This is a genomic window from Roseburia yibonii, assembly GCF_014297335.1.
Lineage (GTDB): Bacteria > Bacillota > Clostridia > Lachnospirales > Lachnospiraceae > Roseburia_D > Roseburia_D yibonii.
On sequence record NZ_JACOQH010000010.1, the window covers coordinates 29,760 to 54,936 of the forward strand.

Here is a 25,177-nt window from a genome sequence, read left to right on the forward strand (position 1 = left end):
CCGCTCTGTTTCCTTTTTCCGTCTTTTCTATCTTTTCACAGTCTCTGTGCTTCCTGTCTCCTCCGTACCGCTCACCGCTTCCGTGCCTTCTTCCCCTCCATTTAAGTAGGTAAGGATCCCGTCTTTTATCGCTTCTGCCACTTTATCCTGATACTCCTCGGTAATTAAAAGATTTGCCTCCTCTGTATTACTTAGGAAGCCGCACTCCACGATCACCGTCGGCGTTGGTGTCTTTTTGAGCAGATAATAGCTCTCGTTCGCCTTTGCCATCCGGTCATTATCCGGATCGAGATTTACACGCAGGCTCTCCTGCAGCGTTTCTGCCAGTTCTTTTCCCTCCGCAGACTGTCCGAAATAAAAGACCTGCGCTCCTTTTACATACTCCTCCGTATAACTGTTCTGATGGACACTCACCGTAAACACCGGCATCGCATCTGTAATGATATCGCAGCGTTTTCGCATGTCCTCCACTTTTTTATTGGATGTCCCTGCGGAATACAGACCATTTTTGTCTTTTCTGGTCAATACGATCTTTATGTCCTCTTTTTCCAGCAGTTTCTTTAACTTCAACGCGATCGAAAGATTGATATCTTTTTCTTTTGCGTCATTGATCCCGATCTTTCCCGGATCATCTCCGCCATGTCCGGCATCGATCGCGATGCAGATCTCTTTTTCCTCCGCCTTGCCGTTATTGACCAGAACGCTTCCTTTTCTTGCGAGAAAAAAAGCGGATGTAAGCAGGATAACTGCCATAACAAGTTCAATCTTCTTTTTCATAAAAAATCCAGAATGTTTACTTAATCTAAACTATTCATATGATGGATATTTTATGAGATTTACTTTTCCGGTGTAAGATCATACATCTCATGCAGGATCTCTTTTCCTGACGCTGTACGAAATACGCGCTCTCCTGCGCTTTTTGCCGCCTCCTTCCCGGCTCCATCCTCATAGAGATTGACTAAAAAATCCGCTTCCACGAGGATCTGGTAATCCGCGCCGTCTATTCCGGTATAGGTATGGTGATGTCCGACCAGATAGCAGATACGCGCAATATCCTCCGGGTCGACACCCAGGCGTTCCAGCAGCTTTTTCGCCTCTGCCGGTCCTTCCTGCTCCTGCAATTTTCCGTTGTTGTATCCATACTTCTCTTCAGAGATCTTGATCCCGATATCATGCACCAGCGCCGCAAGCTCAAGCACATACTGCTCCCGCCCGCCAAGGCCTTCCATCTTTCCGATCAGAGACGCATAGCTGTATACCTTTGTAAAATGCTGTATCCTCTTTGCATCGCCTCTGTAATACCGGATCATCTCCATCATCAGCTTTTCCTGCATATTCATTTATCTATTCATCCTTCCCTTAAAATAAAGTGTGCGCTTACCGCACACTTTCGCGCGCGAGCGGTATGTTCAACATAAACTTCATCTCCGCGAGCTGCGCATCCCCGCGGAGCGTTTTTGAATCATAGGAAGGAATTTCCTATGATTTAAAAAACGACAGAGACACCCCTCAGGCGTCCCTGCCATTTCTTTAGTTTACATATTTAATAATCGTATCCCATACGCCCGGATTTTCCAGACCAAGCTTCCAGAAGGATGCTCCGGCAAGTCCGTTCTCCTTCATGACCTGAAGTTTTAATTCCAGTGAGGACGCATCCTCGATCCATACTTTATAGGTAACACCTGCATTTACATACTCCGCGTAATTCTGACCATCCGCATCCGACCAGCTTGCAACCGCTCCGTTCGTCGTGAGAAGTTTTTGCACATCATCCATACCGAGCGCCTGGCTGGTGGTATCGTAGGAAACATAATCATCCGAAGCAGCCTCCACGCTGTCTCCCGCCGTATCCTTCGGTGTGAGCGCCCACACTCTGGTATAAAACGGCATGCCGAGCACGATCTGCTCCGCCGGAACTCCCTCGGCGATCGTATCGGAAACACCGTTTTTCACGAAACCGATCGACGCAACCGATCCTGCATCAGAGCCCGCGTAATGTTCATCATATCCCATGATCACGACATAATCCGCAAATCTTGCCTGTTCCGCGCGGTTATAAAAACTGCTGCTCGCGGTCGGTACATAGTTGTCCACCGAAAGAACCAGTCCGTTATTCGCGCATTTCAAAGAAAGTTCGCGGATAAACTGAATATATCCGTCTCCTACCGCGCCTTCCAACGCCTCGAAATCCACATTCACGCCGTCAAGGTCATACTGGATCGCCAGCGCAATGATCTGGTTGACCAGATTCTGACGCTTGGAAGTATGTGTCAGCACCTCTGTGGAGCTGGCATCCGGATTTTCCAGATTACTGATCAGTCCCCATACTTCCACTCCATTCTGGTGGCAGTAGTTTACATAATCAAGGCTTGCCAGCGATGCCACATCTCCGTTGCTGTCATTCAGATAAAACCAGGTCGGGGAGATAACGTTCATTCCCTTGGTCGCGGAAAGCACACTTGCAATTTTTCCGTTCGCATCCATATTGGTCACCTGATGCCAGCCCATGTTGATCGCCGCATCCTTTTTGATATGTGTAAATTCCTCGGTATATCCATTGGTTACGGAAGCCGCTGTTACCGTCTCGGTATCTCCGACAAATTTTGTCTTTACATATCCGACAACGCCATCCTCCGAAGCGACCTTGCTCCAGGTATCTCCCGTTTCGATCACCGCAAGGTTCTCACCTTTTTTGACCTGTTTTAAGATCGGGCTTTTGATCCCACCCTTTTCCCGAATCTCCGTGTCCTTTTTTGCCGCTGTCACTTCTTTGTCACCGGCAGCTGTTGTGATGACCACCCGGTTCGGGGATTCAAAATAAGTATATGCCATGTTGGTATACTGCTGCACAAAGTCGATCGCCACATAGAGCGTATCTCCATCCATGCGTGTGATCGTATAGTCCGTCGCGTTCTCCGCCTTTGTCACAAAATACCGGTTTTCTCCTGCATTCACGGTCACCAGATCTGTCGGTGTCGTATAAAGCAGTACATTTTCATTCGCGTCCCAGTAAAAGCGCTCATTTAACGCGTCATGAACCGTGTTGTAATCCAGATACGCCTTTCCGTCCACACAGATGCCCTTCGCTTCAAGCACTGTGTTATCCTTTATCACCGCCATCTGTTCCTCGCTGGTAAGCGCGTAATAGTCATTCAGATCTTCGACCTCTTTGGTCGGCATATATTTTTTTAAGATGCTGCTGCACACCATAAACAGTACGATCACTGCGATCAGCAGAACCACAGCAAGCACCGGAGCAATTTTCTTATTCTTCAAATATCCTTCCTCCTTGCGTATTCCTTCTAAACGTTCCTATTATAGCATACCCCAAATAAGAAGCAAAGATTTTCCTGTTTCCAATTTCGTACAAATGGAAAATTTAAGAATTCCTTTATATTTGGTAATAAAACGAAACACCTGCGCCGGCTCTTTTGGCAGACGCAGGTATTCCTGTCGGCTTTATCCGAATCAGACATTGAGGATACTCCTTCGGATCTACTTGCTCTTTACTTTATCAAACCGTAATTCTTTTAACACCCCCTTCTCAAACACATAGTCACGCATATAGACCTCATCTTCATTGACGGTCATGCGCTCCGCCGCCGTGGCGGAATCACAGGGATCTCCTTCAAAAAATATCATGATCCCCCTGTTTTCTATGGACTGCAGCTCCATAAACAGGTTTTCCCTTTCATTATAATCTGCCATTTCTTTTCTCCATTCCCGACCAAAAGTTTTCGTGATACCGGGCTATATGCCCCTTGTAAATTCCTTCAGGAATAAAAAATCTTCTCGTCCAAGCTCATAGGGATCCTGTAAAAACGGGATTGCCCGGAGCGGCACTCCGTATCTTTTCTTAAACTCTTTTTTATCTTCTTTTTTCCCAAATAGCGCACAGAATTCCCAATCCGTGTAACCTGCTTCGTTTTTTACAAACTGCATCAAATCATCATACGTCTGCCGCTTCCAGAGGCAGAACGAGCCGACCACAATCTTTTTGGTACAGCGCAGAAATTCCGCGTAATTGCAGGACCTGTCGCTTCCGAGGTCCAGGATCATATAATCATAATCCCTGCTCATAAGCGCCGGTATCTGCTTTTTGTCCACGTCCGCGAAATACGTCACGCCAAACAGCCTTTTGTCTACCGTCGTTGGTACACGGGCCAACTGCCCGGTTCCGCTCACATCCAACAGCTGCACATTACTTCCCGACTCCAGTGAAATGAAATTGGCAAGCGCGACACAAAACTGTGTCACACCCACACCTCTCTCACTTCCGAGTACTCCGACCGTTCTTTTCGCCGGTTCTCTCCCCGCAAAGGATCCCACCGGTTCACCACCTTTCTTTCTGCAATAATGTACGGAAAAAGGAAATCTTTGCCGCGTCCACACAAAACGCGTCCGCATCCAGCGGAAAACAGTACACACGCCTGCCTGCTCTTTTCGCATATTCTCTGGCTGTCTTCTCATCTCCGTAATTGCACACGAGCACAAGCCCCTCGCAATAACGGTAGCGCTCGATCGCGCTCCATGCTTCTTCTTTTTCCCAGTCTCTTGCGCCAAGCAGCAGAATGATAACATCCGCATACGCGATCTGCGCGGTATCTTCCACCTGACATCCATAGTCCGCGATCTCAAAATCAAATGCAGACTCTATATGCCTTTCATCTGTCAGTCCGGTGGCTCCGCAGAAATGACCGCTGTACAAAAAGCCGTCTTTTTCCACAATCCTGCGTCTCATTCTTCTGATTTTCCACAATGCCCCGCTGTCATTTGCCTCCCGGTAAAAGCTGCGCAGCCCTTCCTCATTGAAAAAGCTGTTTAGAGCAATGGAAAAGTGCGTGGTTCCGCTTCGGATCCCACTTCCGCATACTGCTATTTTTTTTAAGAGATGTTCTTCCGTCCGTAATTTTCTTTTGAAGATCTTTTGCTGCTCGAGCAAAACCAGCTCCTGCTTCATTGCTTCCGCAGTCACATAGCGTTTTTTCATATCCGTCTGTGTTGCCCGTTGAATAATCCTGCCCAGTCCTCTCGATATCGGAAGACTGGCGTATTCTGACAGAAACGAGAGGATCCGTCCTGCTCCGAAAATATCGGTCCAGACACCGGGCTGGTCAGACGTCCACTGCTCCGGCGCGGAAAACTCTTTGGTTCCATACGATGGATACGCGCTCCTTTTCCCATCCAGATAGGCAGCGATCCCGAAATCCACCAGTCTCACCTGTCCCGCGCACAGAAAAATATGCTCCGGTTTCATGTCCAGATAAAGCAGTGGCGACGGTTTCTGCCCATGCAGATAGATCAGGATATCGCACAACTGAATGCCGATCTGTATGATCTTTTTCTCGGAAATTTTGGATTGATGAAGCGCGAAGGCTTCCAGTGATTCACCCGCGATGTATTCCTCAATGACATAAATGTTTTTCTCATCTTCTTCGAGATCAAATACAATGGGAATCCCTGGGTGTTTCAGATTTTTCAGAAGCAAAGCTTCTGACAGAACCGGGGTTGCATCCGCTTTCTTCCGCGGAATCTGCTTGATCGCACGCAAAGCCCCGAGCTTTTGATGTTCTGCAAGATACACGCTGCCAAACCCACCGATGCCGATGCATTCCAGGATGCGGTACTTGCCGAACCAGATAGTATTTTGAATGATTTTCCCTCCCTTTCGGGAACCGGAAAAACATCTCTGATCCTTTTATACCATATTGTCACTGCTATTTCAAGAATTTTCAGATTTCTTTATAATTTTTATAATTTTTTTATAAATTTTAAAATAGGAACCTTGACTTCGCATACTATATTATATATACTTGTCATTACAAAAATCAGGTGATTTGGAAGTGATATTATGAAGATTGAAAAAGTAAGTGAAAACCAGATTCGATGCACTCTGACCAAAGAAGACCTCGCAGACCGCAAGCTCCAGATCAGCGAACTCGCCTACGGCACGGAAAGTGCCCGCGCGCTGTTCCGCGAAATGATGCAGCAGGCTGCTTATCAATATGGATTTGAGGCGGATGATATTCCGTTAATGATCGAGGCGGTACCAATGTCCGCCGACTCCATTGTACTTATCATTACAAAGGTAGAATACCCGGAAGAGCTCGACACCCGCTTTTCCAAGTTTTCCAATCCGGGATCCGAGGACGGGTTTGACGCGTTTTCCGATGATGCCGCATCCACCTCGGCTTCTGCCAGCGCGGATGACATCTTAGACCTTTTCCGCCAGATGCAGGACCGTGAAGATTCCGTGAAAGAAAAGGCGTCGAAAAAGACGGATGATTTTGTTCCTCTCCCGGAAGCATTAAACCAGAAACGGGAAAATCCCGATCCCCCTGCGGTATCCGTGTTACCGAATCTCACAAAACTGTTTGTGTTCGGAAGTCTCGACGAGGTGATCCGGCTTGCGCATATCTTAGACAGCTTTTATGACGAGCAGAACACGCTCTATAAAAGCCCGGATTCCAGCCGTTTTTACCTGGTGCTGACCAAGGGTTCCCACACCCCGGAGGAATTCAACAAGGTATGCAATATCTTAACGGAGTATTCCCGCCAGGCACGCTACACCGCAGCTGCGGAAGCTTACTTCACCGAGCATTTTCCGGTTCTTGTCAAAGATACGGCGCTTCAGACACTTGCCGCTTTATAACAGACAGAAAAAAAGGATGTCTCACTTGCCTAAAGTGTGGACATCCTTTTTTGCTCAACTGATCTTATTTATCAGATTTTGCAAGGAAATCGTTGATCTCCTTTACCAGTGAATCCGGCTCAATGCCGTGAACCATTGCGGCTTCCTCTATGGTCTCCATCTGGGAAGACGGGCATCCCAAGCAATGCATTCCGATGTTAAGCAGGATCGGTGCAATATTCTCATCGATCTGAAGCAGTTCGCCGATCATAGTCTTTCCTGTAACCTGTGCTGCCATAAATATATCCTCCTTTTGTAATAAAACACAGTGTTCCCACTGTTAATGTGGTTATTATAAGCCCAAACGGCAAAATATGCAAACCCGTTTTTATTTTTTCTAAAATTGGGCGTTTTATACAGATTTGGTACTTGATTTTGTACTTGTATTCACTGGTTTTTTGTATTAGAATATTCTCAAAGCTACATAGCTTACTATTTTGAATTTCATTATAAAAGGAGGAAAATAAAATGGCATACGTTATTACAGATGCATGTGTATCATGCGGTACTTGCGAAGGAGAATGTCCAGTTGGAGCAATCTCTGCAGGCGATGGAAAATACGACATCGACGCTACTGCTTGTGTAGAATGTGGAACATGCGCAGGTGCATGTCCTACCGGAGCTATCGAACAGCAGTAATCCAAAAAGAAAAGGCGCAGCCTGTCTTACGACAGCCTGTGCCTTTCTTTTTTTAATGGCAGCCACGGATCATAAGCGGGATGCACGAAGCGCATCCAGTCTCTGTCTTATGCCTGCTTCGGTTTTAAACTTCTGCTTCGCTTTCTTGCCAGCTGCTTTGCCTGCTTTTCCATCTGCTTCGCTTCCCGCTTTGCCGCGCGCTTCACGCTTCTTTTTCCCTTCTGGTAAATACGGATCGTCTCGTCGAGCTTCCGGTAGCGTTCTTCCTCCTGTTCGTCCTGTTCGCGCATGAGGTAATTCATTTCCTTTAACACCCGGTCTCCTACCTGGTCTCCCACTTCTTTTCCGAGTGCATGGTTGTTTTCCTCGATCGCGCTTTTTACAATGCTCGTCATTAACATCTGGAACTGCTCCATACGGCTTAACGCCGCCTCGCTCCGTCTGTCCTCGACTGCATGTCCCACCTTGCCGGAATGCACATCCACCACTTCCGTATGTAACGGTTCCGCCGCCGAAAGAAGCTCCCTCGTCTCCGTCTCCACTTCCGGCTCAGTGCTTTTTTCATGTACCAGCATCTTGATCGCCTTCAGCTGATATCCTTTTTCTTTCCATTCCTTTATCTTTAAAAACTGTTCAATATTTTCTTTTGTATAATAACGGTGTCCCAGCTCATTCCGCGGAATGTCAAGTTCCAGTTCCTCTTCCCAGTATCGCAGAACATGGGCTTCCACATTGACCAGACCTGCCGCATCTGAAATCATATAACGTACTTTTTCCACCAGATCGACCTCCTCACCTTTTCTTTTACCCGTTTATTATATACCATGTCCAATTTTGGTTACAACGTTTTTCGGTCGGGCGCATTCGGCACAAAAAAGCAGATACAGCCAGCATTCTGACCGCATCTGCTTTTTTCTTTCTATTTTTTGGATGTCGCTGTTTTACACATCTAATTTCTTTCGAGATTCGCGAATTTCGTGTACTGTGGCAGCCATACCAGATTGACCGTACCGATTGGGCCATTTCTCTGTTTTGCCAGAATGATCTCCGCGATATTTTTGTTTTCCGAATCCTTATTGTAATAGTCGTCACGGTAAATGAACATGACGACATCGGCATCCTGCTCGATCGCTCCGGACTCTCGCAAATCGGAAAGCATCGGACGGTGATCCGGACGCTGCTCTACCGCTCGCGAAAGCTGTGACAGCGCAATAACCGGAACATTCAGTTCCCTCGCCAGTGCCTTTAGGGAACGTGAAATATCTGAGATCTCCTGCTGTCTGGAATCCGTGCTTCTGCCGGAGCCTGACATCAGCTGCAGGTAATCGATGATCACAAGCTTCAGATCGTGCTCCAGTTTATATTTTCTGCATTTACTGCGAAGCTCTGAGATCGAGATACCCGGCGTATCATCAATGATGAGGTTTGACGCTCCGATGACGCCCGCCGCCTCGATCAGCTTTTCCCAGTCGGAATCCGCCAGATTTCCGGAACGGAGCACCTGCGCGTCCACGCGCGACTCTAAGGAAAACATACGGTTTACCAGCTGTTCCTTTGACATCTCGAGCGAGAAGATCGCCGCTGTAAGGTTGCTGTGGAACGCAACGTACTGCGCGATATTTAAAACAAACGCCGTTTTTCCCATAGACGGTCTCGCCGCTACCAGGATCAGGTCGGACGGCTGAAGTCCCGCCATCTTATAATCGAGATCCACAAATCCGGTCGCAATACCGGTGACATTTCCCTTGGTCTTGGACGCAAGTTCGATCTTTTCCAGTGTATTGATGACCACCTGTTTGATCGGCACATAATCTCCGCCGCCGCGGTTCTGCAAAAGCTCAAACACCTTTTTTTCCGTGTCCTCAAGGATCACTTCGAGCGATTCTTTTCCGAGATAACATTCATTTTCGATGTTCTCGGTAACTTTGATCAGCTTTCGTAATACCGCCTTTTCTTTTACGATCTGCGCGTAATATTTTACATTCGCCGAGGTCGGAACCGCCGCCACAAGATCCCTGACGTACTCGAGGCTGCTGACCTCCGGCGGAACATCTTTTTCTTTTAATCTGTTTTGCAGTGTTACCAGATCAGCCGGCTGTCCCTCATTGAACAGTTCCACCATCGCTTCAAACAGCACGCCGTACTGCTGATGATAGAAATCTTCTTTCAGCAGTATTTCAGATGCCGCAATGATCGCTTCCCTGTCCATGATCATGGAACCGATGACAGACTGCTCTGCCTCGAGGCTGTTTGGCATGACTCTTTTCATAAGAGCTTCTTCCATTGAAGAATCCTCCCGTATTTTCCTACTGTTCTGTTACTTTTACTCTGAGTGTTCCCATTACCTTCGGGTGCAGCTTGATCGGTACTTCGTACGTTCCAAGTGCTTTGATGCCGTCATTTACGACCATTTTCTTCTTGTCAAGTTCCAGGCCGAGCTGTTCTTTTACCGCAGCCGCGATCTCTTTTGTGGAAACGGATCCGAAAGTCTTGCCGTCTTTGCCGGATTTGATCTTTACTTCAACGATCTTGTCCTCAAGATCTTTTGCGAGTTCTTTCGCCGCCTCTAAATTTTCTTCCGCCACTTTTTCCGCATGCTGGTTCTGAAGCTTCAGATCATTCAAATTCTTTCCGGTTGCCTCCACACCAAGCTTCTTTGGCAGGATCATATTTCTTGCGTATCCGTCACTGACGTTTACGATCTCTCCTTTTTTTCCAAGGGATTTTACATCCTGTAATAAAATTATCTTCATAATTCGATTTCTCCTTCCTCAATCATTTCATCAATCGTTCGCTGGATCATTCGTTTTGCTTCTTCGATATTGCAGTTGGTAAACTGCGCGCCCGCCTCGCTCAGATGGCCGCCGCCGCCGAGACGCTCCATGATAAGCTGGACATTGATCTCATCGATGGATCTTGAGCTTACAAAGATCTTGCCCTGATACTGGGTAAGCACAAACGATGCCTTGATCCCCACGATGTTCAAAAGTTCATTCGCCGCCTGCGCCGCCACAATGGTCGGACTTTCGATCTGCGCCGGATCACATACCGAGATTGCGAACGCTCCACGATAAACTTCCGCATGGCGCACGACTTCCGCTCTCGCCTTGTAATCTGTCATATCATTCCGAAGCAGTTTGCGCACTCTGGTCACTTCCGCGCCGCAGCGTCTTAAGTAAGCCGCCGCCTCAAAGGTACGCACACCGGTCTTTGTCATAAAGTTGCTGGTATCGATCAGGATACCGGCGTAGATACAGTCGGCTTCCGCCGGCTCTAATTTGATGTCATCCGAAAAATACTGCAATACCTCTGCGATCATCTCACAGGTCGAAGACGCATACGGTTCAATATAGGATAACACCGGATTTTCGATTACTTCACTGCCCTGTCTGTGATGATCGAATACCACGATGCTGCGGCATTCTTTCAAAAGCTCCGGACACTCGGTGTAACTCGGGCGGTTGGTATCCACCACCATGACCAGTGTCTTGTTGTCCACTTCTTCCAGCGCCCGCTCACTTGTCAAAAACATATTTTCCGGATAGCCTTTTTCCGGTGTGAAGCACTCTTTGAGCGGACGAAGTGAGGAGGTCACCTCATTCAAAACGATCTGGCAGCGCTTTCCGAGCTCTCTCGCCGCACAGTAGACACCGATCGCCGCGCCAAAGGAATCCACGTCGCTGATATTATGTCCCATGACGATCACATGCTCTCTGCTTTCGATCATCTCACGCAGCGCATGTGCCTTTACACGCGCCTTTACACGCGTCATCTTCTCTACCTGTTTGGATTTTCCGCCGTAGTAGGAGATCTTTTCCCCTTCCTTTACTACGACCTGATCTCCGCCACGGCCGAGGGCAAGGTCGATCGCCATACGCGCGTAATCATAATTCTGGTTATAGCTGCTTCCCTCGTCTCCGATACCGATACTGAGCGTCACTGCCATCTCATTTCCGACCCTGACATTTTTTACGTCCTCAAGCAGGCTGAACTTGTCCTCCTGTAAGCGGCTTAAAAACTTGTGGCGGAACACTACAAAATACTTGTCCTTTTCGATCTTGCGCACCAGCGCGTCCACGCCGGAAAAGTATTTGTTGATCTTTCGGTCAACCAGCGCAACCAGAAGCGAACGCTTGACCTCTTCAATACTGTCGAGCGCCTCCTCGTAGTTGTCGATATAGATGAGCGAAGCGATCATCCGCTCATCTTTGTTTTCCTGGATATAATGGTTTAATTCTGTCTCATCGAACAGATACATCGCAGTCAGAAACTGCTCACTCTGCTCAAACGCGATCATATCATTGGCTTCCGCGAGCGTGTCAAAATAGAGCTTGCTCAAAGACGTACGGTAGATCCGGTCGCCAAGCGTGATATGGATATCCTCAAACTCATCCTGCTTCTGGAGCAGTTCTTTGGTCACCGACGGAAATATCGATGTGATCGACTTGTGATAGTTTTTCCCTTTTCCGGTGATCGCGGTAAACTGTTCATTCACCCAGAGGATCTTTCCGTTATCATCGATCAGAATGTAGGGCACCTCAAACTCATTGAGCAGTTTTTTCTGCACCGTACCGTACTGCGTCGCGAAATTGATCAGTTCCCTCACAAGAACCGGCTTATTCCGCTGATAGGACAAACATACAATCAAAAAATAGATCCCCGTAAATATGCTGAACATGCCGCCCGCCAGCGCGTCAACCACATAAAGCGGGATGTTCATCGCCACCAGGAGCACTGTGAGCAGAAGCGGCCAGCACATATAGTTGCGGAGCCTTCCTTTTAATTTTATATTTCGTTTCATTATAGTTCTCCCATTTTCATCTCAAAACAGATTTCATGCTATCTGCCATTATAACATTATCTATATTTGAAAGAAAGTCTTTTGCCGTAAATTCCTGCCCGTGGATTTTCTGTTGCGAAATTTTCCCGGTTAGCGTTTTTCCCCGAAGGTAAAGAACTCTTCCGCCAGATCATCCGGGGAAAACATGACAAGCACATAATCAAACTTTTCGCTGTTGATGAAATCCTCGATATTTTCCTCATAGTAACGCGGATCGATCAGTGTGACATTGTGGCACCGCAGTGACGCGAACGCGGCAAACGGGACTGCATAGGAATCCTTGATGATGCAGATATCAAGTCCGTCTGGATTTTCTGTATTTTCAATGTGCGCGTACGCCTGGTTTCCATACATATATGCCATGTAAAGATCCGTGTCATAAGGAGTTGCCGTGTTGTGTAAAACCGGAGCCGCAACCAGTGCCTCCTCAAACCGCCCCGTCAGGCTCATATCGGACATGATCGAGGAATCGAGCACATAATCCGTCTCAAATTTCGGATAGATCAGCGTAAAATCATCCGCCTTTGTGTAATAACGCCCTGCCTTTCTGCCCTGCGAACCGAGGAAACAGTTTTTATAGGTTAAAACATTGTAGTTGTCGATATCCTCATAGAAATCCTCATTCGTGATCTCTTCGCCGTAACGCTCCTTTAGCTGCTCAAAAAATACATTGGTCGCCCAGAACGCCGTCTCGATCTTCCAGTGATGATCCGTATTGAAAAACACATTCGACATATCCAGTCCGCTGTCCGCAAGATAGTCCCTGAAATCCACGGAGTCTATGCCCGCATCCGTGAGCTGGTCGAGGAACTGGTCTGCCGTCTCATTTGACATGTTGTACGGAATGCCCTTTGCGTACTCTGTGTGCCCCTTGATATATTTATCCGGCGGCATCACATAAAGCAGCCTGCAGTCTTTATCCCGGATCGCGCCCTGCAGATTTTTCATGCGCGCGGACAGATCTTTCGTATCGTTCGGCTTTTCGGTAAAGTAGGTATAATGTAATTTTCCTTCCGTATCTTTGACCACTTCAAAATCGTTTTCTTCATTTTTGTCCAGGAATTTCTGGATCAGCCCGTAGGCATCAATGAAGTTGTAGCGGTATTTTACATTTTCGTTGATGGAGGTATCCACGGAAGCGATGAGCTCTGCCGGGTCATCCCCCTCCTCTATCGAGGTCTCCAGTGTTTCCTTTAAGATCGGAAGTTCTTTTTTCGCGTTAATTCCGGCATACAAAAAGATGAACAGCAGAAACAGCACCGCGGTAACTCTCTTTTTTGAAATCAGTTCGGTCATTTTTCTGTCTCCCTAAAAGTTAAAGTAGATAAACGGATTGTAGCTGCCCTTGACAAGATAGGTGACTCCGACTAAGAACACTCCCATCATAAGGATCGGATAGAACGCATTGATGGCAACCGTCGCCCCGCGCATCTTTCCTTCCACGATCAGCTTGTTGTAACGCTTTCCGACCGGCATGGAAAATAAGATCCCCGCCGCGAAAAACACTCCGTATTCTTTTAAAAACATCCACACCGTATCCGTCCAGATCAGGTTCGTTCCCACGCCGAACATGGACTTTATGTATTTTCCGGCGGCGATCAGATCCGGTGAACGGAAGATCGTCCAGCCCAGGTTCACGATGAACATGGTATAGAGCCATTTTATGACGCCCGGGATCCTCCGCTCCTCAAAGTTTGTGAACCGCTCAAAGACCAGACACACAAAGTTTAAAAGCCCCCAGAGCAAAAACGTCCACTCCGCGCCGTGCCAGATACCGGTACACAGCCAGACCACCAGCATATTGCGGATCACCTTATCCATATTGCCCACTTTGGAACCGCCAAGCGGGAAATAGACATATTCCTTAAACCAGTTGCCGAGGGAAATGTGCCATCTGCGCCAGAATTCCCCGATCGACTGGGAAATATACGGATAATTGAAGTTTTCCTCAAATTTAAAGCCAAACATCAGCCCCAGACCGATCGCCATATCGGAATAGCCCGAGAAATCGAAAAGAATCTGGAACGTATACGCAAAGGATCCGAGCCACGCAAGCGCGACCGGACAGCCGCCGTTTGTATAGGTATTAAAAATATGATCGGCGACGATCGCGAAATTGTTGGCGAGCAGCACTTTTTTCCCGAATCCGGCAAGAAAACGGCAAACACCGACGGAAAATTTATCCCAGGTCTCCTCCCGGTGTGAGATCTGCTCATCGATCGTTGAATATTTAACGATCGGTCCCGCGACCAGCTGCGGGAAGAAGGAAATGTATAACGCCACATAAAACGGATTTTTCTGCACCCTTCCGTCCTTTCGGTAGACATCAATGACATACGACATCGCCTGAAAGGTAAAGAACGAAATTCCGATCGGCAGTTTCAGATTTAAGAGCGGAATATCCGTGTCCATAGCCATATTCAGATTCCGGATCACAAAATCCGTGTATTTAAAGACAAATAAAAGTCCGATATTGAGAAGCACCGTCAAAAGCAGGATCACTTTTACTTTCCGCTTCTGCTCCCGGTATTTATCCACAAAAAGCGCCAGGATATAGTTTCCCAGAATGGATGCGAGCATGATCAGCACAAACCACGGTTCGCCCCACGCGTAAAAGAAAAGGCTCGCGATCAGAAGTACGCCGTTTTTGATGGGATAAGAGCGACGGAACAGATAGTACCAAAACAAAACCGCCGGGAAAAAATAGAATAAAAATGTAATACTCGAAAACAGCATTTATTTCTCCCCCTTATAATATGCATCCACAAATTCTTTTTTGTATTTTCTGTGTTTGTACACATAATGTCCCAGAAAAACCACGATGATTGCAACTGCTGCCACGCGCACTGCCCGGATCAGCGAATCGTCCATAAACGGACTGTCCTTGGCCACAACCTCCGTCACCCGGTCGGTCGGAAGCATCGATGCGTCATAGCCATTCTCTGTCTTCTGCGTCTCTGTCCAGGAGCCTTTTAACGTGATCGTCCTGCGAAATGCCTGACCGGACGCGTCTCTTGCAAATAACAGGTATGCTCCGTCCACGGCATCATTTTTTACCGTGAGTCTTCCGTTTTCATCGATGGACATGCCTTCCGGCGCGCTGCCGTCTTCCGTTTGGATCTCATACGTCACAGCCTCATTCTTTTTTAATTCCGTTCCCGCCATGTTGTAAAAGGCAGTGATATAGTCGGCGATACTCTCTCCCACTGTCGGGCGCAGCACCGTATCCGCTCCGTTTACCTCAAACCAGTTAAGCGCCTGCATATCTGCATCCGGCAGGATCTGTATTGCTTCTAAAGTGACCTGCGCCGTGTCATCCTCCGGCAGCACAAAGGTAAATCCAAGCCCGTAAATGCCGTCAATCTCTTCTGCCTGCTCAAATATGTCAAACGGAAGATAGATCTGGCCGTCAAAATCCGCAGGAATCGTAAAACAGCCGAGATCTGCCGTTGTTTCCTGCCAGATCTCATCCTCTTTTAAGACCACTTTTTCTCCGTCGGCTACGACCGACGCTCCGCCTTCCTGCGGGGCAAGCAGCATATTCATCTTCAATTCCTCTGCCTGCTCATTGACAAGCGATAATACGACACCGCCATACCCTTTGAGATCTTTTTTCGTGTCCTGAAAGAAGGACAGCGGATACTGCCCTTCTTTCTGTCCTTCTGTGGAAACCGACAGATGCAGCTGCTCCGTCTCCTTATCGTAATCGATCTGCGGTAAAAACTCTTCCTTCGCGTCTTCCCCCGCCTCAAATCCGTCCAGTTTCATGGAAATTTCTTTTGGCGGCTCCGCTTTTTTTGCTGCCATGACGGCAGACGGCATAAAAACGATGCATCCCGCCAGGAACAGACAGCCCATTCCTTTTTTGATCCTATTTTTCAATCTTACTTTTTCCTTATCCGACATTTTTTCTTCTATACTATAACTCATTCATCTCTGAAAATTCATCCAGCGCAAGTACCCGCTCTTTTTTCAGGCTTCGCTTCTGCTCATAACGCATCGCGCCGCCAAAGCTGTAATCGCGGATCCACTGACTGAGCTTTTCCTGCTTCTTTGCATCCCCATGCAGCGCATCATAATTGGTAATGCGGTACAGATACATCTGATCCCCGAACTCATTCTCCAGATCAAGCTCAAGACGGATCCCTTCACAGAGCGGAACACGAAGCGTATCCTGTCTGCTTCCCGCATAGGAGACCAGCAGATATTTATAGTTATAATTTTCAATGCTCACTTTAAGCCCGGATTCCGCGACACCATCCGCCTGGATCGGGATCCTTGCCATCTTGCGATTCTGGAATATCTTTTTCGGCGTTCTTCCCGTGATGTTCAGCCGCAGGTCATCAAAGCTCGAGGACGATTCGTCGAGATTGACCGGCATCGAGGTAAAATTGTCATAAATGATATAGATATATTCACTTTTACTGGACAGCATATCATCAATAGAAAATACATATTTCCACTGATCTCCCTTATGCATAACAAGAACCACCCTGCCCCGCACACGGGCTTCATATTTCCGGTCATGCACCGTGATAAATACCTCTTCCTCATCATCGAAATCTACCGGCTCTTTTAAGAGAACCGATATTCCGCCCTCAGAAGCATCCTGGCTCATGCCTTCCGCTGTCACGATCCCGTTGGTAAGCTCACATGCTTCTTTTACTTCCATTCGCTCATACTGACGGTAAGATTTTCTTCCCATGACAAAGAAAATGGACATGATGATATTATAGAAGTTACTGATCAGCCAGAACAGAATGACAAAGTAATCGATCCTTCCGGTATCAAACGTCCAGCGCACGCAGTTCCAGATACCGATCACCGACAGCACTGCAAGCAGGATATGCGGGATCGCGTAATACCACGTCCGGTCCTTTTTCTCCGAACTGGTCGACTTTTTTGTGACCTTGAATTTCTTCATGGAAATTCCAAACGTCTCAAGCAGTGTCGGTATCATAAGAAACGGAAACAGCACCGTTTCATACACATTCGTCCACTTGGTCGTGCGGATATTGCGGCTCATCATCTTGAGACAGATGTTACTGCTCAAATACATCGGCAGCCAGAAGATGAGCACCTCGATCAGCGTACAGCGCACAACCATGACGCCGAAGGTTGCAAACAGGATCGGCGACATGATATAGATAAAGCGTTTCCAGGACGCGTACCAGTACCAGACGGATGCCAGATAATTTGCCCGCTGCGCAAATTTCAACTTTGGCGTAAAGAGCAGGTGCAGCTTCCGTCCGGTGCAGATACAGCCGCGCGCCCAGCGGACACGCTGTGAGATCAGTGACTTTAAGTCCGTCGGTGAGAGTCCTGACGCGAGCACCTCATTTAATGCGTAACAGATATAGCCCTTCTTCTGGATCAAAATTCCGGTCGCAAAATCCTCGGTGATACTCTTCTCGTAAAAGCCGCCGACATCTTCAAGCGCTCGTCTCGTAATGACGGTATTCGACCCGCCATAGATCACGCTGTTACTTTTGTTTCGCGATACCTGAACATCTTTATAGAAATAGTCCTGCTCATTCGGGATACGGTTTTCCGAAAACAGATTATACTGAAACAGATCCGGGTTATAAAAGGTCTGCGGTGTCTGGATAAAGCCAAGGTGAACCTGTTCTTCCTCGGGCAGTTCACGGTTTTTCTTCTCCTGATCCGCGAAGTACGCCATGGTCTTCATCAAAAAATTATGTTTCGGGATCATATCCGCGTCAAATGTCGCGATATATGGGGAAGAAGTCACTGACATGGCATGATTCAGGTTTCCTGCCTTCGCGCCCTTATGCTCCTCCCTTTTGATATATCCGACATGCATCTGCGCCGCAAGCTCCTCTACTTCTTTCCGGCTTCCGTCATCACAAAAATAGATATGTACCTTACTCTTATCCGGGTAATCCATATGGACGCAGCCATTGATCGTCCGGTACAAAATCTCGATCGGTTCATTGTAGGTCGCGATCAGCACATCCACCTCCGGATAGTCTTCCGGCTCTACCTTCGGGAATTTCGGATATCTGATATTACTCATATTAAAGTAATGTACGAATGCTTCTAACATTCCCAGAATCTCAACTACCAGCAGCGCAATGCCGGCAACCAGCGAGAGTATTCCGGAATCGGTCGGAACCGTGTAAAAAATTCTCCAATACAGATACAGGAGCGTCCATCCGATATTAAAGATCATCCAGCTCCTGAATTTGATAACTTCCTTCTTCACTCTTTCCCCGCTTTCTATGATTTTTTATGTAGCTATTATAGTTTTTTATGCACTTCACGTCAATATTATGCCATGGTTCCCTGTTTTTTCCTTACCTGGATTTTAGGCAGATTTTACATAAGTCGTCTTGCAGATTTTACATACGATTTATAAAATAACCAACATGTGCTAATACAAAATCAAAATTACGGAGGATTATTATGAAAAAGAAATTTGTAAGTACGTTACTGGTTCTCGGTGTTATGTCAACCTGTCTGCTCAGTGCCTGTGGATCAAAACCGGCATCGGAGTCTGTGGATCTCACCTCAGTTTCCCTGGATACGATCGAGGAAAAGGCAAAGGAAGAAGGAACGATCTCTTCCGTCGGAATGCCGGATGACTGGGCAAACTGGAAAGGCAGCTGGGAAAGCATCTCAAATACCTACGGTCTTGCGCATGACGATACCGACATGACTTCCGCCGAGGAATTATCCATGTTTGACAGCGAAAAGGACTCCCCGACCAAGGATATCGGTGATGTTGGTCAGGCTTTTGGTCCGACTGCCATTGATATGGATGTCGTACAGCCTTACAAAGCCTCCACCTGGGATTCCATTCCGGACTGGGCAAAAGATCCGGACGGCAAATGGACGATCTCGTATCTCGGAACCATGGGAGCCCTGGTCAATAAAAATAATGTTTCGGAAACCATCGACTCCTGGGAAGCTTTAAAGAACAGCAGCGCAAAGATCACACTGGGTGACGTGTTAAGAGGCGCAAGCTCCCAGATGGCTGTTTTATCCTGCGCCTATGCAATGGGCGGCGATGCCGAAAATCTCGATCCTGCCTTTGATTATTTCAAGGAACTGGCAAGCGAGGGACGTATCGATGTCGGTGACGGCAGTATCGAGCGTTTAAACCGCGGCGAGATTGATGTCCTCGCAACCTGGGATTACCTGACCTTACAGTACCGCGACATCGTAGCTGAAAACAACCCGGATCTCAACATGGAATGCCACATCATGCAGGATGGCGCTGTCCAGTCGGGATACTGCCTTGTCATCAACAAATACGCGCCGCATCCGTATTCTGCCGCTTTAACTGTTGAATATCTGTTAAGCGATGAGGGACAGATCGAGCGTGCGGAAGGTTACGCAAGACCGATCCGTGAAGATGTCACACTTCCGGATGACTTAAAAGCAAAAATGATCTCTGATGACGAGTATACCAACACCATTCCGCTGGCAGACAATGATACCGTCACCAAAGCATGTACCGAGATCGCAAGCAGATGGGAAGAAGAGATCATCCCTCTGATCGGCGAATAGAAGTTGGTGATCCTATGAAATATTTAAAGAAGAACTGGAGGAAACTGGGCTTTTTTCTGCCCTTTTTCCTTTTAATCATTTTTTTCCTGTTTGTACCGTTTTTTCAGATGTTCGCAAAGAGCTTTTCCACCGGAGAAGGACATCCCGGACTAGACTGGTATATCGAGATCTTCTCCAAAACCAGTTATCTGGTTGCGATCAAAAACAGCGTCTGGATCGCCGTCTGCGCAACACTTCTTGGCACCGTCATTGATTTTTTCCTTGCGCTCGCACTGACCCATTCATCCAAACAAAAAAAGCGGTGGTATCTGTCACTTTTGAATCTCACTTCCACCTTCGCCGGGCTGCCTCTCACGCTGGCATTTATCACGCTCCTCGGAACGGCTGGCGTGTTTGTTCTGATCGGAAAAAATGCCGGCATTTCCTGGCTTGCCAATTACAACCTGTATTCCTTAAAGGGAATGTTCCTTATTTTTGTTTACTTCCAGATCCCGATGGGCACGCTTTTGCTGCTCCCGGCTTTTCAGGAGATCAGAAAAGAATGGAAAGAAGCCGCTTTGCTTATGAACTGCAGCGCCTTCCGTTTCTGGCGAAAGATCGGGCTTCCGATCATGATGCCCTCCATCATGGGTACCGTCAATATGCTTTTCGCAAATGCGCTGATCGCTTATACCACCCCGTATCTGTTAGTAAACAACGGTGTTCCGCTGTTGCCGATCAAGATCACCGATATGTTTGTGGGAGATGTCAGACAGCGCCCGGAACTTGGCAGTGCGTTATCCATTGTCATGCTTCTTATCATGCTGCTTGTGCTGGCTTGCACCAACCTGGTCAAAAAATTTTTTCAGAAAGGAAGGGATTAAATGAAAAAGAACCGTATTGCCGGATCCATCTGGCAGATCATCGTTGCCTTATTTTTACTCCTTCCACTGACAGTTTCCTTTATCTACTCATTTGCCGGGAGATGGACTTCCATTTTTCCGGAAAATCTGACGTTCCGGTTTTATGTGGATAAATTTACCGATTCCGCCTTTTTCTTCGGAATCCTCCGCGGCATTTTTATATCGGCGCTCCCGGTCATCCTCGTGAACATCATCATTCTGCTCACGCTTTTCGCGACGATCGTGTATTTCCCGCGCATGGAAAAATACATTCAGGTCTGCTGTATCATACCGACTACGATCAACGGCATCATTCTTGCCACTTCGATCCTGTCCACTTACGCGGGAACCGGCACCATATTTTCCAACCGGATCATCATGCTGATCTGCGCATACTGCATTTTCTGCCTTCCGCTCACCTATCAGGGCATCCGAAACAGCCTGTACGCGGTAAACACGAAAACGCTTTTAGAAGCCGCTTCTATCCTTGGTGCCAACAAGTTTTACGGCTTTGTAAAGATCATTGTCCCTACGGTCCTGCCGGGTCTTATGAATACGGCGCTCATCAGTTTTTCCGGTCTATTCGGGGATTTCGCCCTGATCAAGATCATTGCGTCTTCACAGTATGAGACCGTACAGACCTACCTGTACAAAAACCGGAATACCGATCTGCAGTCATTCAGCGCCGGCGTTGTGATCCTTTTGGTATTAACTATGATCATCAATCTGACCGTCCATAAATTTGCGGCAAAAAACACCCCTCAGGGGAATAAGGAGGAGCACACCAGATGAGTTACATGGAAATCTCAAATTTAGAAAAATCTTTTGATAAAAATGAAGTATTAAAAAACATTTCGCTCACGATCGAACAGGGCGAATTTGTAAGCCTGCTCGGCCCGTCGGGATGCGGAAAGTCCACGCTTTTACGCTGTCTTTCCGGCCTGGAGACCATTGATGGCGGGACATTTCTTTTAGACGGTAAGGATGTTACGGAAACACCTGCCCAGACCAGAAACATCGGAATGGTCTTTCAGCAGTACTCTCTCTTCCCGAACATGACCGTCTGGGACAATTTATCTTTTCCGCTCACGATCCAGAAAATTTCAAAATCCGAGCAGAAAGAACGGATCGAGGAGGTACTAAAGATTGTTGGTCTGACCGATAAGAAAAAGGCATATCCCGGAAATCTCTCCGGCGGCCAGCAGCAGCGTGTCGCCCTCGCGAGAGCGATCGTATCCCGCCCGAAGGTCCTGCTTTTGGACGAACCGTTAAGCGCGATCGATGCCAGACTCCGCAAAAATCTGCAGATAGAGATAAGACGCATCCAACAGGAATTAAACATCACTACCATCTTTGTCACGCATGATCAGGACGAAGCGATGCTCATGTCGGATCGCATCTGCCTTTTAAACGAGGGAAAGATCGAGCAGGTCAGCACTCCGATCGAACTTTACACCAAACCGAAGACCCGGTTCGCGGCGAGCTTTATCGGACATTATAATGTCCTTTCCCCGGATGAATTTTTACAGGCGTTCCATACCGCGCCGACGGACAACAAAATGACTGCGATCCGCCCGGAAACGATCCAGATCTCAACCGAGAAGCCGGAAGAAAACGACCTCACACATACTCTGCACGGAAGGATCATAAACAACCGCTCCGTCGGAAACACGCTGCATTACCACATTGATGTAAACGGCATCACGTTTAAAGTGGACACGCTGTTCCGCAGTTTTGCTCTATACAAAAATGACCAGGACGTATGGCTTTCCTTGGAAAAGCGCAACTGTCTGGCTCTTGAAGATTAAGGAGGAATATCTACATGAAACCTGCAACAAAAATGTTTTCCGAAACCGGCTCCTGGTACAAGGGAAATCTGCACTCTCACACGACCAATTCCGACGGACGTCTGACACCGGAGCAGTCCGCCGCGTATTACAGAGAACACGGCTATTCCTTTCTCTGCTTTTCCGAGCACGACTACTATACGGATCTCCGCACAAAGTTAGACCGCGATGATTTCATCACGCTTCCGGGACTGGAAGCGAGTACCTACCTGATCTCATCCGAAAATCTTTCCGATCTCTTAGATCCTGAAACCCAAAAGCGGGGCTACTGTGACATGACGTTTAAAGAACTCATGGAACTCCGCACCAAAGGAGTCGGCGTCCGGGTCAAAAAAGCCCACCACATCCATGGCATTTTGGGAACCAGACAGATGCAAAAAGATGCCGGAACCAATGTTTTTACCTCTGACCAGCTTTATCCGATCCGTATCTATTTTGACCACTGGGACGGGGAAACGGCCGCACAGACCTTATCCGACAACTTAAAGAAAAAGGGCTGCTTCACTACCTACAACCATCCGATCTGGTCGCGTGTGGATATTGACGAGGTGAAAGATCTCCAGGGGATCTGGGCGATCGAATGCTACAATTATGACACGGTCAATGAATGCGCGGAAGGCGAAGACACCGTCTTCTTTGACACCATGCTCCGCCATGGAAATGAAATTTCCTGCTTTGCCTCCGACGACAACCACAACGGCGGTACTTTCGGCGACAGCTTTGGCGGCTTTGTAATGGTAAAATCCGAGGAACTGGATCATGAGAGTATTGTAAAAAATCTTTTGAACGGAAATTATTATTCGTCGAGCGGTGCCGTCATCACGCAGTGGGGCATCCAAAACGGAGAAGTGTATGTAGACTGTGAAGACGCCGAGCGCGTCAATTTCATCTGCGGCGGCTGCATCGGAAGCAGCCGGACGGTCATGATGGAAAATCAGATCCCTCTGCGCCATGTATCCATCCCGCTGACCGGTCAGGAAGAATATGTGCGCATTGAAGTAAAAAACACGCTCGGACAGACCGCCTGGACCAATCCGATCGTGTTTTAACCTGTTTTTAAGCCACACGCCTGTGTCTTTTCCTGACGCAAATAAACGCCGCCGCCACGATGACAACCACGCATCCGACCTGATTTTGGGAAATCACGGCATCCTTGTGTACATCCCGCAAAAAATCTGTCAGAAATTTTGCCACACTACAGAGGATGATCATCTGCGCGGCGCCGATCTTATTTTTGCATCGGAAAAACAAAAAAAACAGTAGCAGAAATACGACCGTCTCGATCAGCTGCACCGGAATGGAATCCGCCTGAACGATCTGCCCATTCCGCAGGTATCTGACCGCAAACGGTCCCGTATAGGGGAGACCTCCACAGCATCCGCCAAACAGACAGCCAAGCTTTGCTATGCTGTATATGAGCGGTAATGCCGTAATGCAGGTCTCCGTTATCTCTGTTCTTTTTTCCTTAAAGATCACATTATTTAACCAAACCCCAAGAAGCATTCCTACGGCTCCGCCAAGGCTGGTAAATCCTGCCTCGCGCGGAGTTTTTTGCTGCATCACCGACGCAAGAAAATTCCCGCATATCAGAATGGAAATCAGCTCCAAAAACAGGATATACATGATGTATTCCGTCTTTATCCCGCTGCGCTTTATGCGGACCGCAATGTAAACCAGTCCGATCAGCACCGAACCGAAAAGACAGATCGCGTAGGGCGCAATGACCCAGCGGTCAAAGTACGATAAGTCGATTGTCATTTCCGCCACCTAATGTAAGATGCATCCCAAAAGATATCCGATCTCTCCGCAGCCCCGTATTCCATAAATACAGCTGTTTATCATCACGCCACACGCTATGACTGCCACAATGACCCCTACTACAATCAGGATGATCTGCACAATATAGATCCACATGATCACTTTTCCAAACGTACTGTCCGGATAATTCACGCGCACCACGATCATAAGCGCCATCGCCACCACAAAGCAGATAAAACGTATCCCTTCTAACAGCACCACGACACCGTTGATCCATGCTCCCTGGCTGTTGACCAGATCAACAAACGGTTGAAATATGCGGATATCTGCGATCATTACATATATGATCGAAAACAGCATCGACAGCACCGTTGGTCCGTAACACAAAACGAGGCTTAAAATACACAGCTCGTTTGCCTTCTTTTTATCCTGCGGTGTCATTATTTTTTTACTTTGATTCGGCATTCCATTATATGGTTCCATAACAACTCCTCTCTCCCCTGATTCTTACAAATTTTTCTATTCTTATTATAAAGAAACCTTACTTCCGCGTCTACCCCCATTCTGCACGCGCGCATTTTGTTCTGATTAATTGTCTTCAAATGGCGTTCCTGCCATTTTCCTCGTTGCTAGTACAAAAAAAAGGATATCTGCGTGTCCTTTGCGGATCATGCAGATATCCTAAAAAATTCAAGCTCTGAATTAATCTGTTACATACGGCATTAAAGCGATATGACGTGCTCTCTTGATTGCTACAGTAAGAGCTCTCTGATGCTTTGCACAGTTTCCTGTGATTCTTCTCGGAAGGATCTTTCCTCTCTCAGAGATGTATCTCTTTAACTTATTCACATCTTTGTAATCGATTGTGTTGTCTTTTCCACAGAATACGCAGACTTTCTTTCTTCTGTGCATTCCGCCTCTTCTTCTCATTGGCGCATCGCCTCTGTCTGATTTATTAAAAGCCATGACTATTACCTCCTAATTAGAT

At 47.4% G+C, this 25,177-nt stretch carries 25 protein-coding genes; 7 read left to right on the plus strand and 18 right to left on the minus strand.

The window, feature by feature from the left end; genetic code table 11:
* Window positions 1–27 precede the first annotated feature (27 nt).
* The 6 genes from H8Z76_RS11965 to H8Z76_RS11990 all read right to left on the minus strand — a co-directional run bounded on the left by H8Z76_RS11965 (window position 28) and on the right by H8Z76_RS11990 (window position 5,656).
* A complete protein-coding gene (locus H8Z76_RS11965; RefSeq protein ID WP_186982593.1) occupies window positions 28–777 on the minus strand; it encodes an N-acetylmuramoyl-L-alanine amidase in 750 nt (249 codons plus the stop codon).
* Window positions 778–836: 59 nt separating this feature from the next.
* The gene (locus tag H8Z76_RS11970) at window positions 837–1,340 is read right to left on the minus strand and encodes an HD domain-containing protein (RefSeq protein ID WP_186982594.1); all 504 of its coding nucleotides are present in this window, start codon (window positions 1,338–1,340) and stop codon (window positions 837–839) included.
* 190 nt (window positions 1,341–1,530) lie between these two features.
* A complete protein-coding gene (locus H8Z76_RS11975; RefSeq protein WP_243240546.1) occupies window positions 1,531–3,276 on the minus strand; it encodes a glycosyl hydrolase family 18 protein in 1,746 nt (581 codons plus the stop codon).
* 219 nt (window positions 3,277–3,495) lie between these two features.
* Complete coding sequence (locus tag H8Z76_RS11980) at window positions 3,496–3,708, minus strand: hypothetical protein (RefSeq protein ID WP_022516692.1); 213 nt, start codon at window positions 3,706–3,708, stop codon at window positions 3,496–3,498.
* Between the two features lie 42 nt (window positions 3,709–3,750).
* On the minus strand, window positions 3,751–4,329 hold the full coding sequence (locus H8Z76_RS11985; protein ID WP_186982596.1) for a hypothetical protein: 579 nt from the start codon (window positions 4,327–4,329) through the stop codon (window positions 3,751–3,753).
* Window positions 4,330–4,333: 4 nt separating this feature from the next.
* Complete coding sequence (locus H8Z76_RS11990; protein ID WP_330595069.1) at window positions 4,334–5,656, minus strand: serine/threonine protein kinase; 1,323 nt, start codon at window positions 5,654–5,656, stop codon at window positions 4,334–4,336.
* Between the two features lie 195 nt (window positions 5,657–5,851).
* Here H8Z76_RS11990 and H8Z76_RS11995 point away from each other — a divergent pair, with 195 nt between their 5' ends.
* The gene (locus H8Z76_RS11995) at window positions 5,852–6,652 is read left to right on the plus strand and encodes an adaptor protein MecA (protein WP_147619155.1); all 801 of its coding nucleotides are present in this window, start codon (window positions 5,852–5,854) and stop codon (window positions 6,650–6,652) included.
* A gap of 64 nt (window positions 6,653–6,716) precedes the next feature.
* Here the strand turns inward: H8Z76_RS11995 and H8Z76_RS12000 are convergent, their stop codons facing one another.
* On the minus strand, window positions 6,717–6,929 hold the full coding sequence (locus H8Z76_RS12000; RefSeq protein WP_022516688.1) for a DUF1858 domain-containing protein: 213 nt from the start codon (window positions 6,927–6,929) through the stop codon (window positions 6,717–6,719).
* 230 nt (window positions 6,930–7,159) lie between these two features.
* On the opposite strand from H8Z76_RS12000, the gene H8Z76_RS12005 reads away from it, so the two are divergent.
* Window positions 7,160–7,330: a DUF362 domain-containing protein gene (locus H8Z76_RS12005; protein WP_022516687.1), complete on the plus strand. Its 171-nt coding sequence runs from the start codon at window positions 7,160–7,162 to the stop codon at window positions 7,328–7,330.
* A gap of 107 nt (window positions 7,331–7,437) precedes the next feature.
* On the opposite strand, the gene H8Z76_RS12010 is transcribed toward H8Z76_RS12005, so the two are convergent.
* The 8 genes from H8Z76_RS12010 to H8Z76_RS12045 form a co-directional block, all read right to left on the minus strand.
* On the minus strand, window positions 7,438–8,109 hold the full coding sequence (locus H8Z76_RS12010) for a MerR family transcriptional regulator (protein WP_022516686.1): 672 nt from the start codon (window positions 8,107–8,109) through the stop codon (window positions 7,438–7,440).
* Window positions 8,110–8,279: 170 nt separating this feature from the next.
* A complete protein-coding gene (gene dnaB / locus H8Z76_RS12015) occupies window positions 8,280–9,614 on the minus strand; it encodes a replicative DNA helicase (protein WP_022516685.1) in 1,335 nt (444 codons plus the stop codon).
* Between the two features lie 22 nt (window positions 9,615–9,636).
* Entirely contained in the window at window positions 9,637–10,083 is a 447-nt protein-coding gene (gene rplI, locus H8Z76_RS12020; protein ID WP_022516684.1) for a 50S ribosomal protein L9, read from the minus strand.
* A complete protein-coding gene (locus tag H8Z76_RS12025; protein WP_022516683.1) occupies window positions 10,080–12,131 on the minus strand; it encodes a DHH family phosphoesterase in 2,052 nt (683 codons plus the stop codon). The genes rplI and H8Z76_RS12025 overlap by 4 nt, the downstream gene beginning before the upstream one ends.
* A 129-nt stretch (window positions 12,132–12,260) precedes the next feature.
* Window positions 12,261–13,466, minus strand: a complete 1,206-nt coding sequence (locus tag H8Z76_RS12030; protein WP_186982599.1) for an alginate O-acetyltransferase AlgX-related protein — start codon at window positions 13,464–13,466, stop codon at window positions 12,261–12,263.
* Window positions 13,467–13,478: 12 nt separating this feature from the next.
* A complete protein-coding gene (locus tag H8Z76_RS12035) occupies window positions 13,479–14,906 on the minus strand; it encodes an MBOAT family O-acyltransferase (RefSeq protein ID WP_186982601.1) in 1,428 nt (475 codons plus the stop codon).
* Window positions 14,907–16,052 carry a hypothetical protein gene (locus tag H8Z76_RS12040; RefSeq protein WP_186982603.1) on the minus strand — a complete coding sequence of 382 codons (1,146 nt, stop codon included), beginning with the start codon at window positions 16,050–16,052 and terminating at the stop codon, window positions 14,907–14,909.
* 37 nt (window positions 16,053–16,089) lie between these two features.
* Window positions 16,090–18,396 carry a glycosyltransferase family 2 protein gene (locus H8Z76_RS12045; protein WP_330595068.1) on the minus strand — a complete coding sequence of 769 codons (2,307 nt, stop codon included), beginning with the start codon at window positions 18,394–18,396 and terminating at the stop codon, window positions 16,090–16,092.
* A 200-nt stretch (window positions 18,397–18,596) separates the two neighbouring features.
* On the opposite strand from H8Z76_RS12045, the gene H8Z76_RS12050 reads away from it, so the two are divergent.
* The 5 genes from H8Z76_RS12050 to H8Z76_RS12070 are packed head-to-tail and all read left to right on the plus strand — an operon-like array spanning window position 18,597 to window position 23,480.
* Window positions 18,597–19,703 carry an ABC transporter substrate-binding protein gene (locus H8Z76_RS12050; protein ID WP_022516678.1) on the plus strand — a complete coding sequence of 369 codons (1,107 nt, stop codon included), beginning with the start codon at window positions 18,597–18,599 and terminating at the stop codon, window positions 19,701–19,703.
* A 14-nt stretch (window positions 19,704–19,717) separates the two neighbouring features.
* Window positions 19,718–20,566 carry an ABC transporter permease gene (locus H8Z76_RS12055; RefSeq protein ID WP_022516677.1) on the plus strand — a complete coding sequence of 283 codons (849 nt, stop codon included), beginning with the start codon at window positions 19,718–19,720 and terminating at the stop codon, window positions 20,564–20,566.
* Complete coding sequence (locus tag H8Z76_RS12060) at window positions 20,567–21,376, plus strand: ABC transporter permease (RefSeq protein WP_022516676.1); 810 nt, start codon at window positions 20,567–20,569, stop codon at window positions 21,374–21,376. It abuts the gene before it with no gap.
* Window positions 21,373–22,392, plus strand: a complete 1,020-nt coding sequence (locus H8Z76_RS12065; RefSeq protein WP_186982605.1) for an ABC transporter ATP-binding protein — start codon at window positions 21,373–21,375, stop codon at window positions 22,390–22,392. Before H8Z76_RS12060 ends, H8Z76_RS12065 begins: the two co-directional genes overlap by 4 nt.
* 14 nt (window positions 22,393–22,406) lie before the next feature.
* The gene (locus tag H8Z76_RS12070) at window positions 22,407–23,480 is read left to right on the plus strand and encodes a PHP domain-containing protein (RefSeq protein ID WP_022516674.1); all 1,074 of its coding nucleotides are present in this window, start codon (window positions 22,407–22,409) and stop codon (window positions 23,478–23,480) included.
* Window positions 23,481–23,487: 7 nt separating this feature from the next.
* Here H8Z76_RS12070 and H8Z76_RS12075 read toward each other — a convergent pair whose 3' ends face one another.
* The 3 genes from H8Z76_RS12075 to rpsR form a co-directional block, all read right to left on the minus strand.
* A complete protein-coding gene (locus H8Z76_RS12075; RefSeq protein ID WP_022516673.1) occupies window positions 23,488–24,189 on the minus strand; it encodes a prolipoprotein diacylglyceryl transferase family protein in 702 nt (233 codons plus the stop codon).
* Window positions 24,190–24,198: 9 nt separating this feature from the next.
* Window positions 24,199–24,672 carry a hypothetical protein gene (locus H8Z76_RS12080; protein WP_022516672.1) on the minus strand — a complete coding sequence of 158 codons (474 nt, stop codon included), beginning with the start codon at window positions 24,670–24,672 and terminating at the stop codon, window positions 24,199–24,201.
* A gap of 219 nt (window positions 24,673–24,891) precedes the next feature.
* Window positions 24,892–25,155 (minus strand): 30S ribosomal protein S18, encoded by a 264-nt coding sequence (gene rpsR / locus H8Z76_RS12085; protein ID WP_022516671.1) that lies wholly within the window; start codon window positions 25,153–25,155, stop codon window positions 24,892–24,894.
* Window positions 25,156–25,177 lie beyond the last annotated feature (22 nt).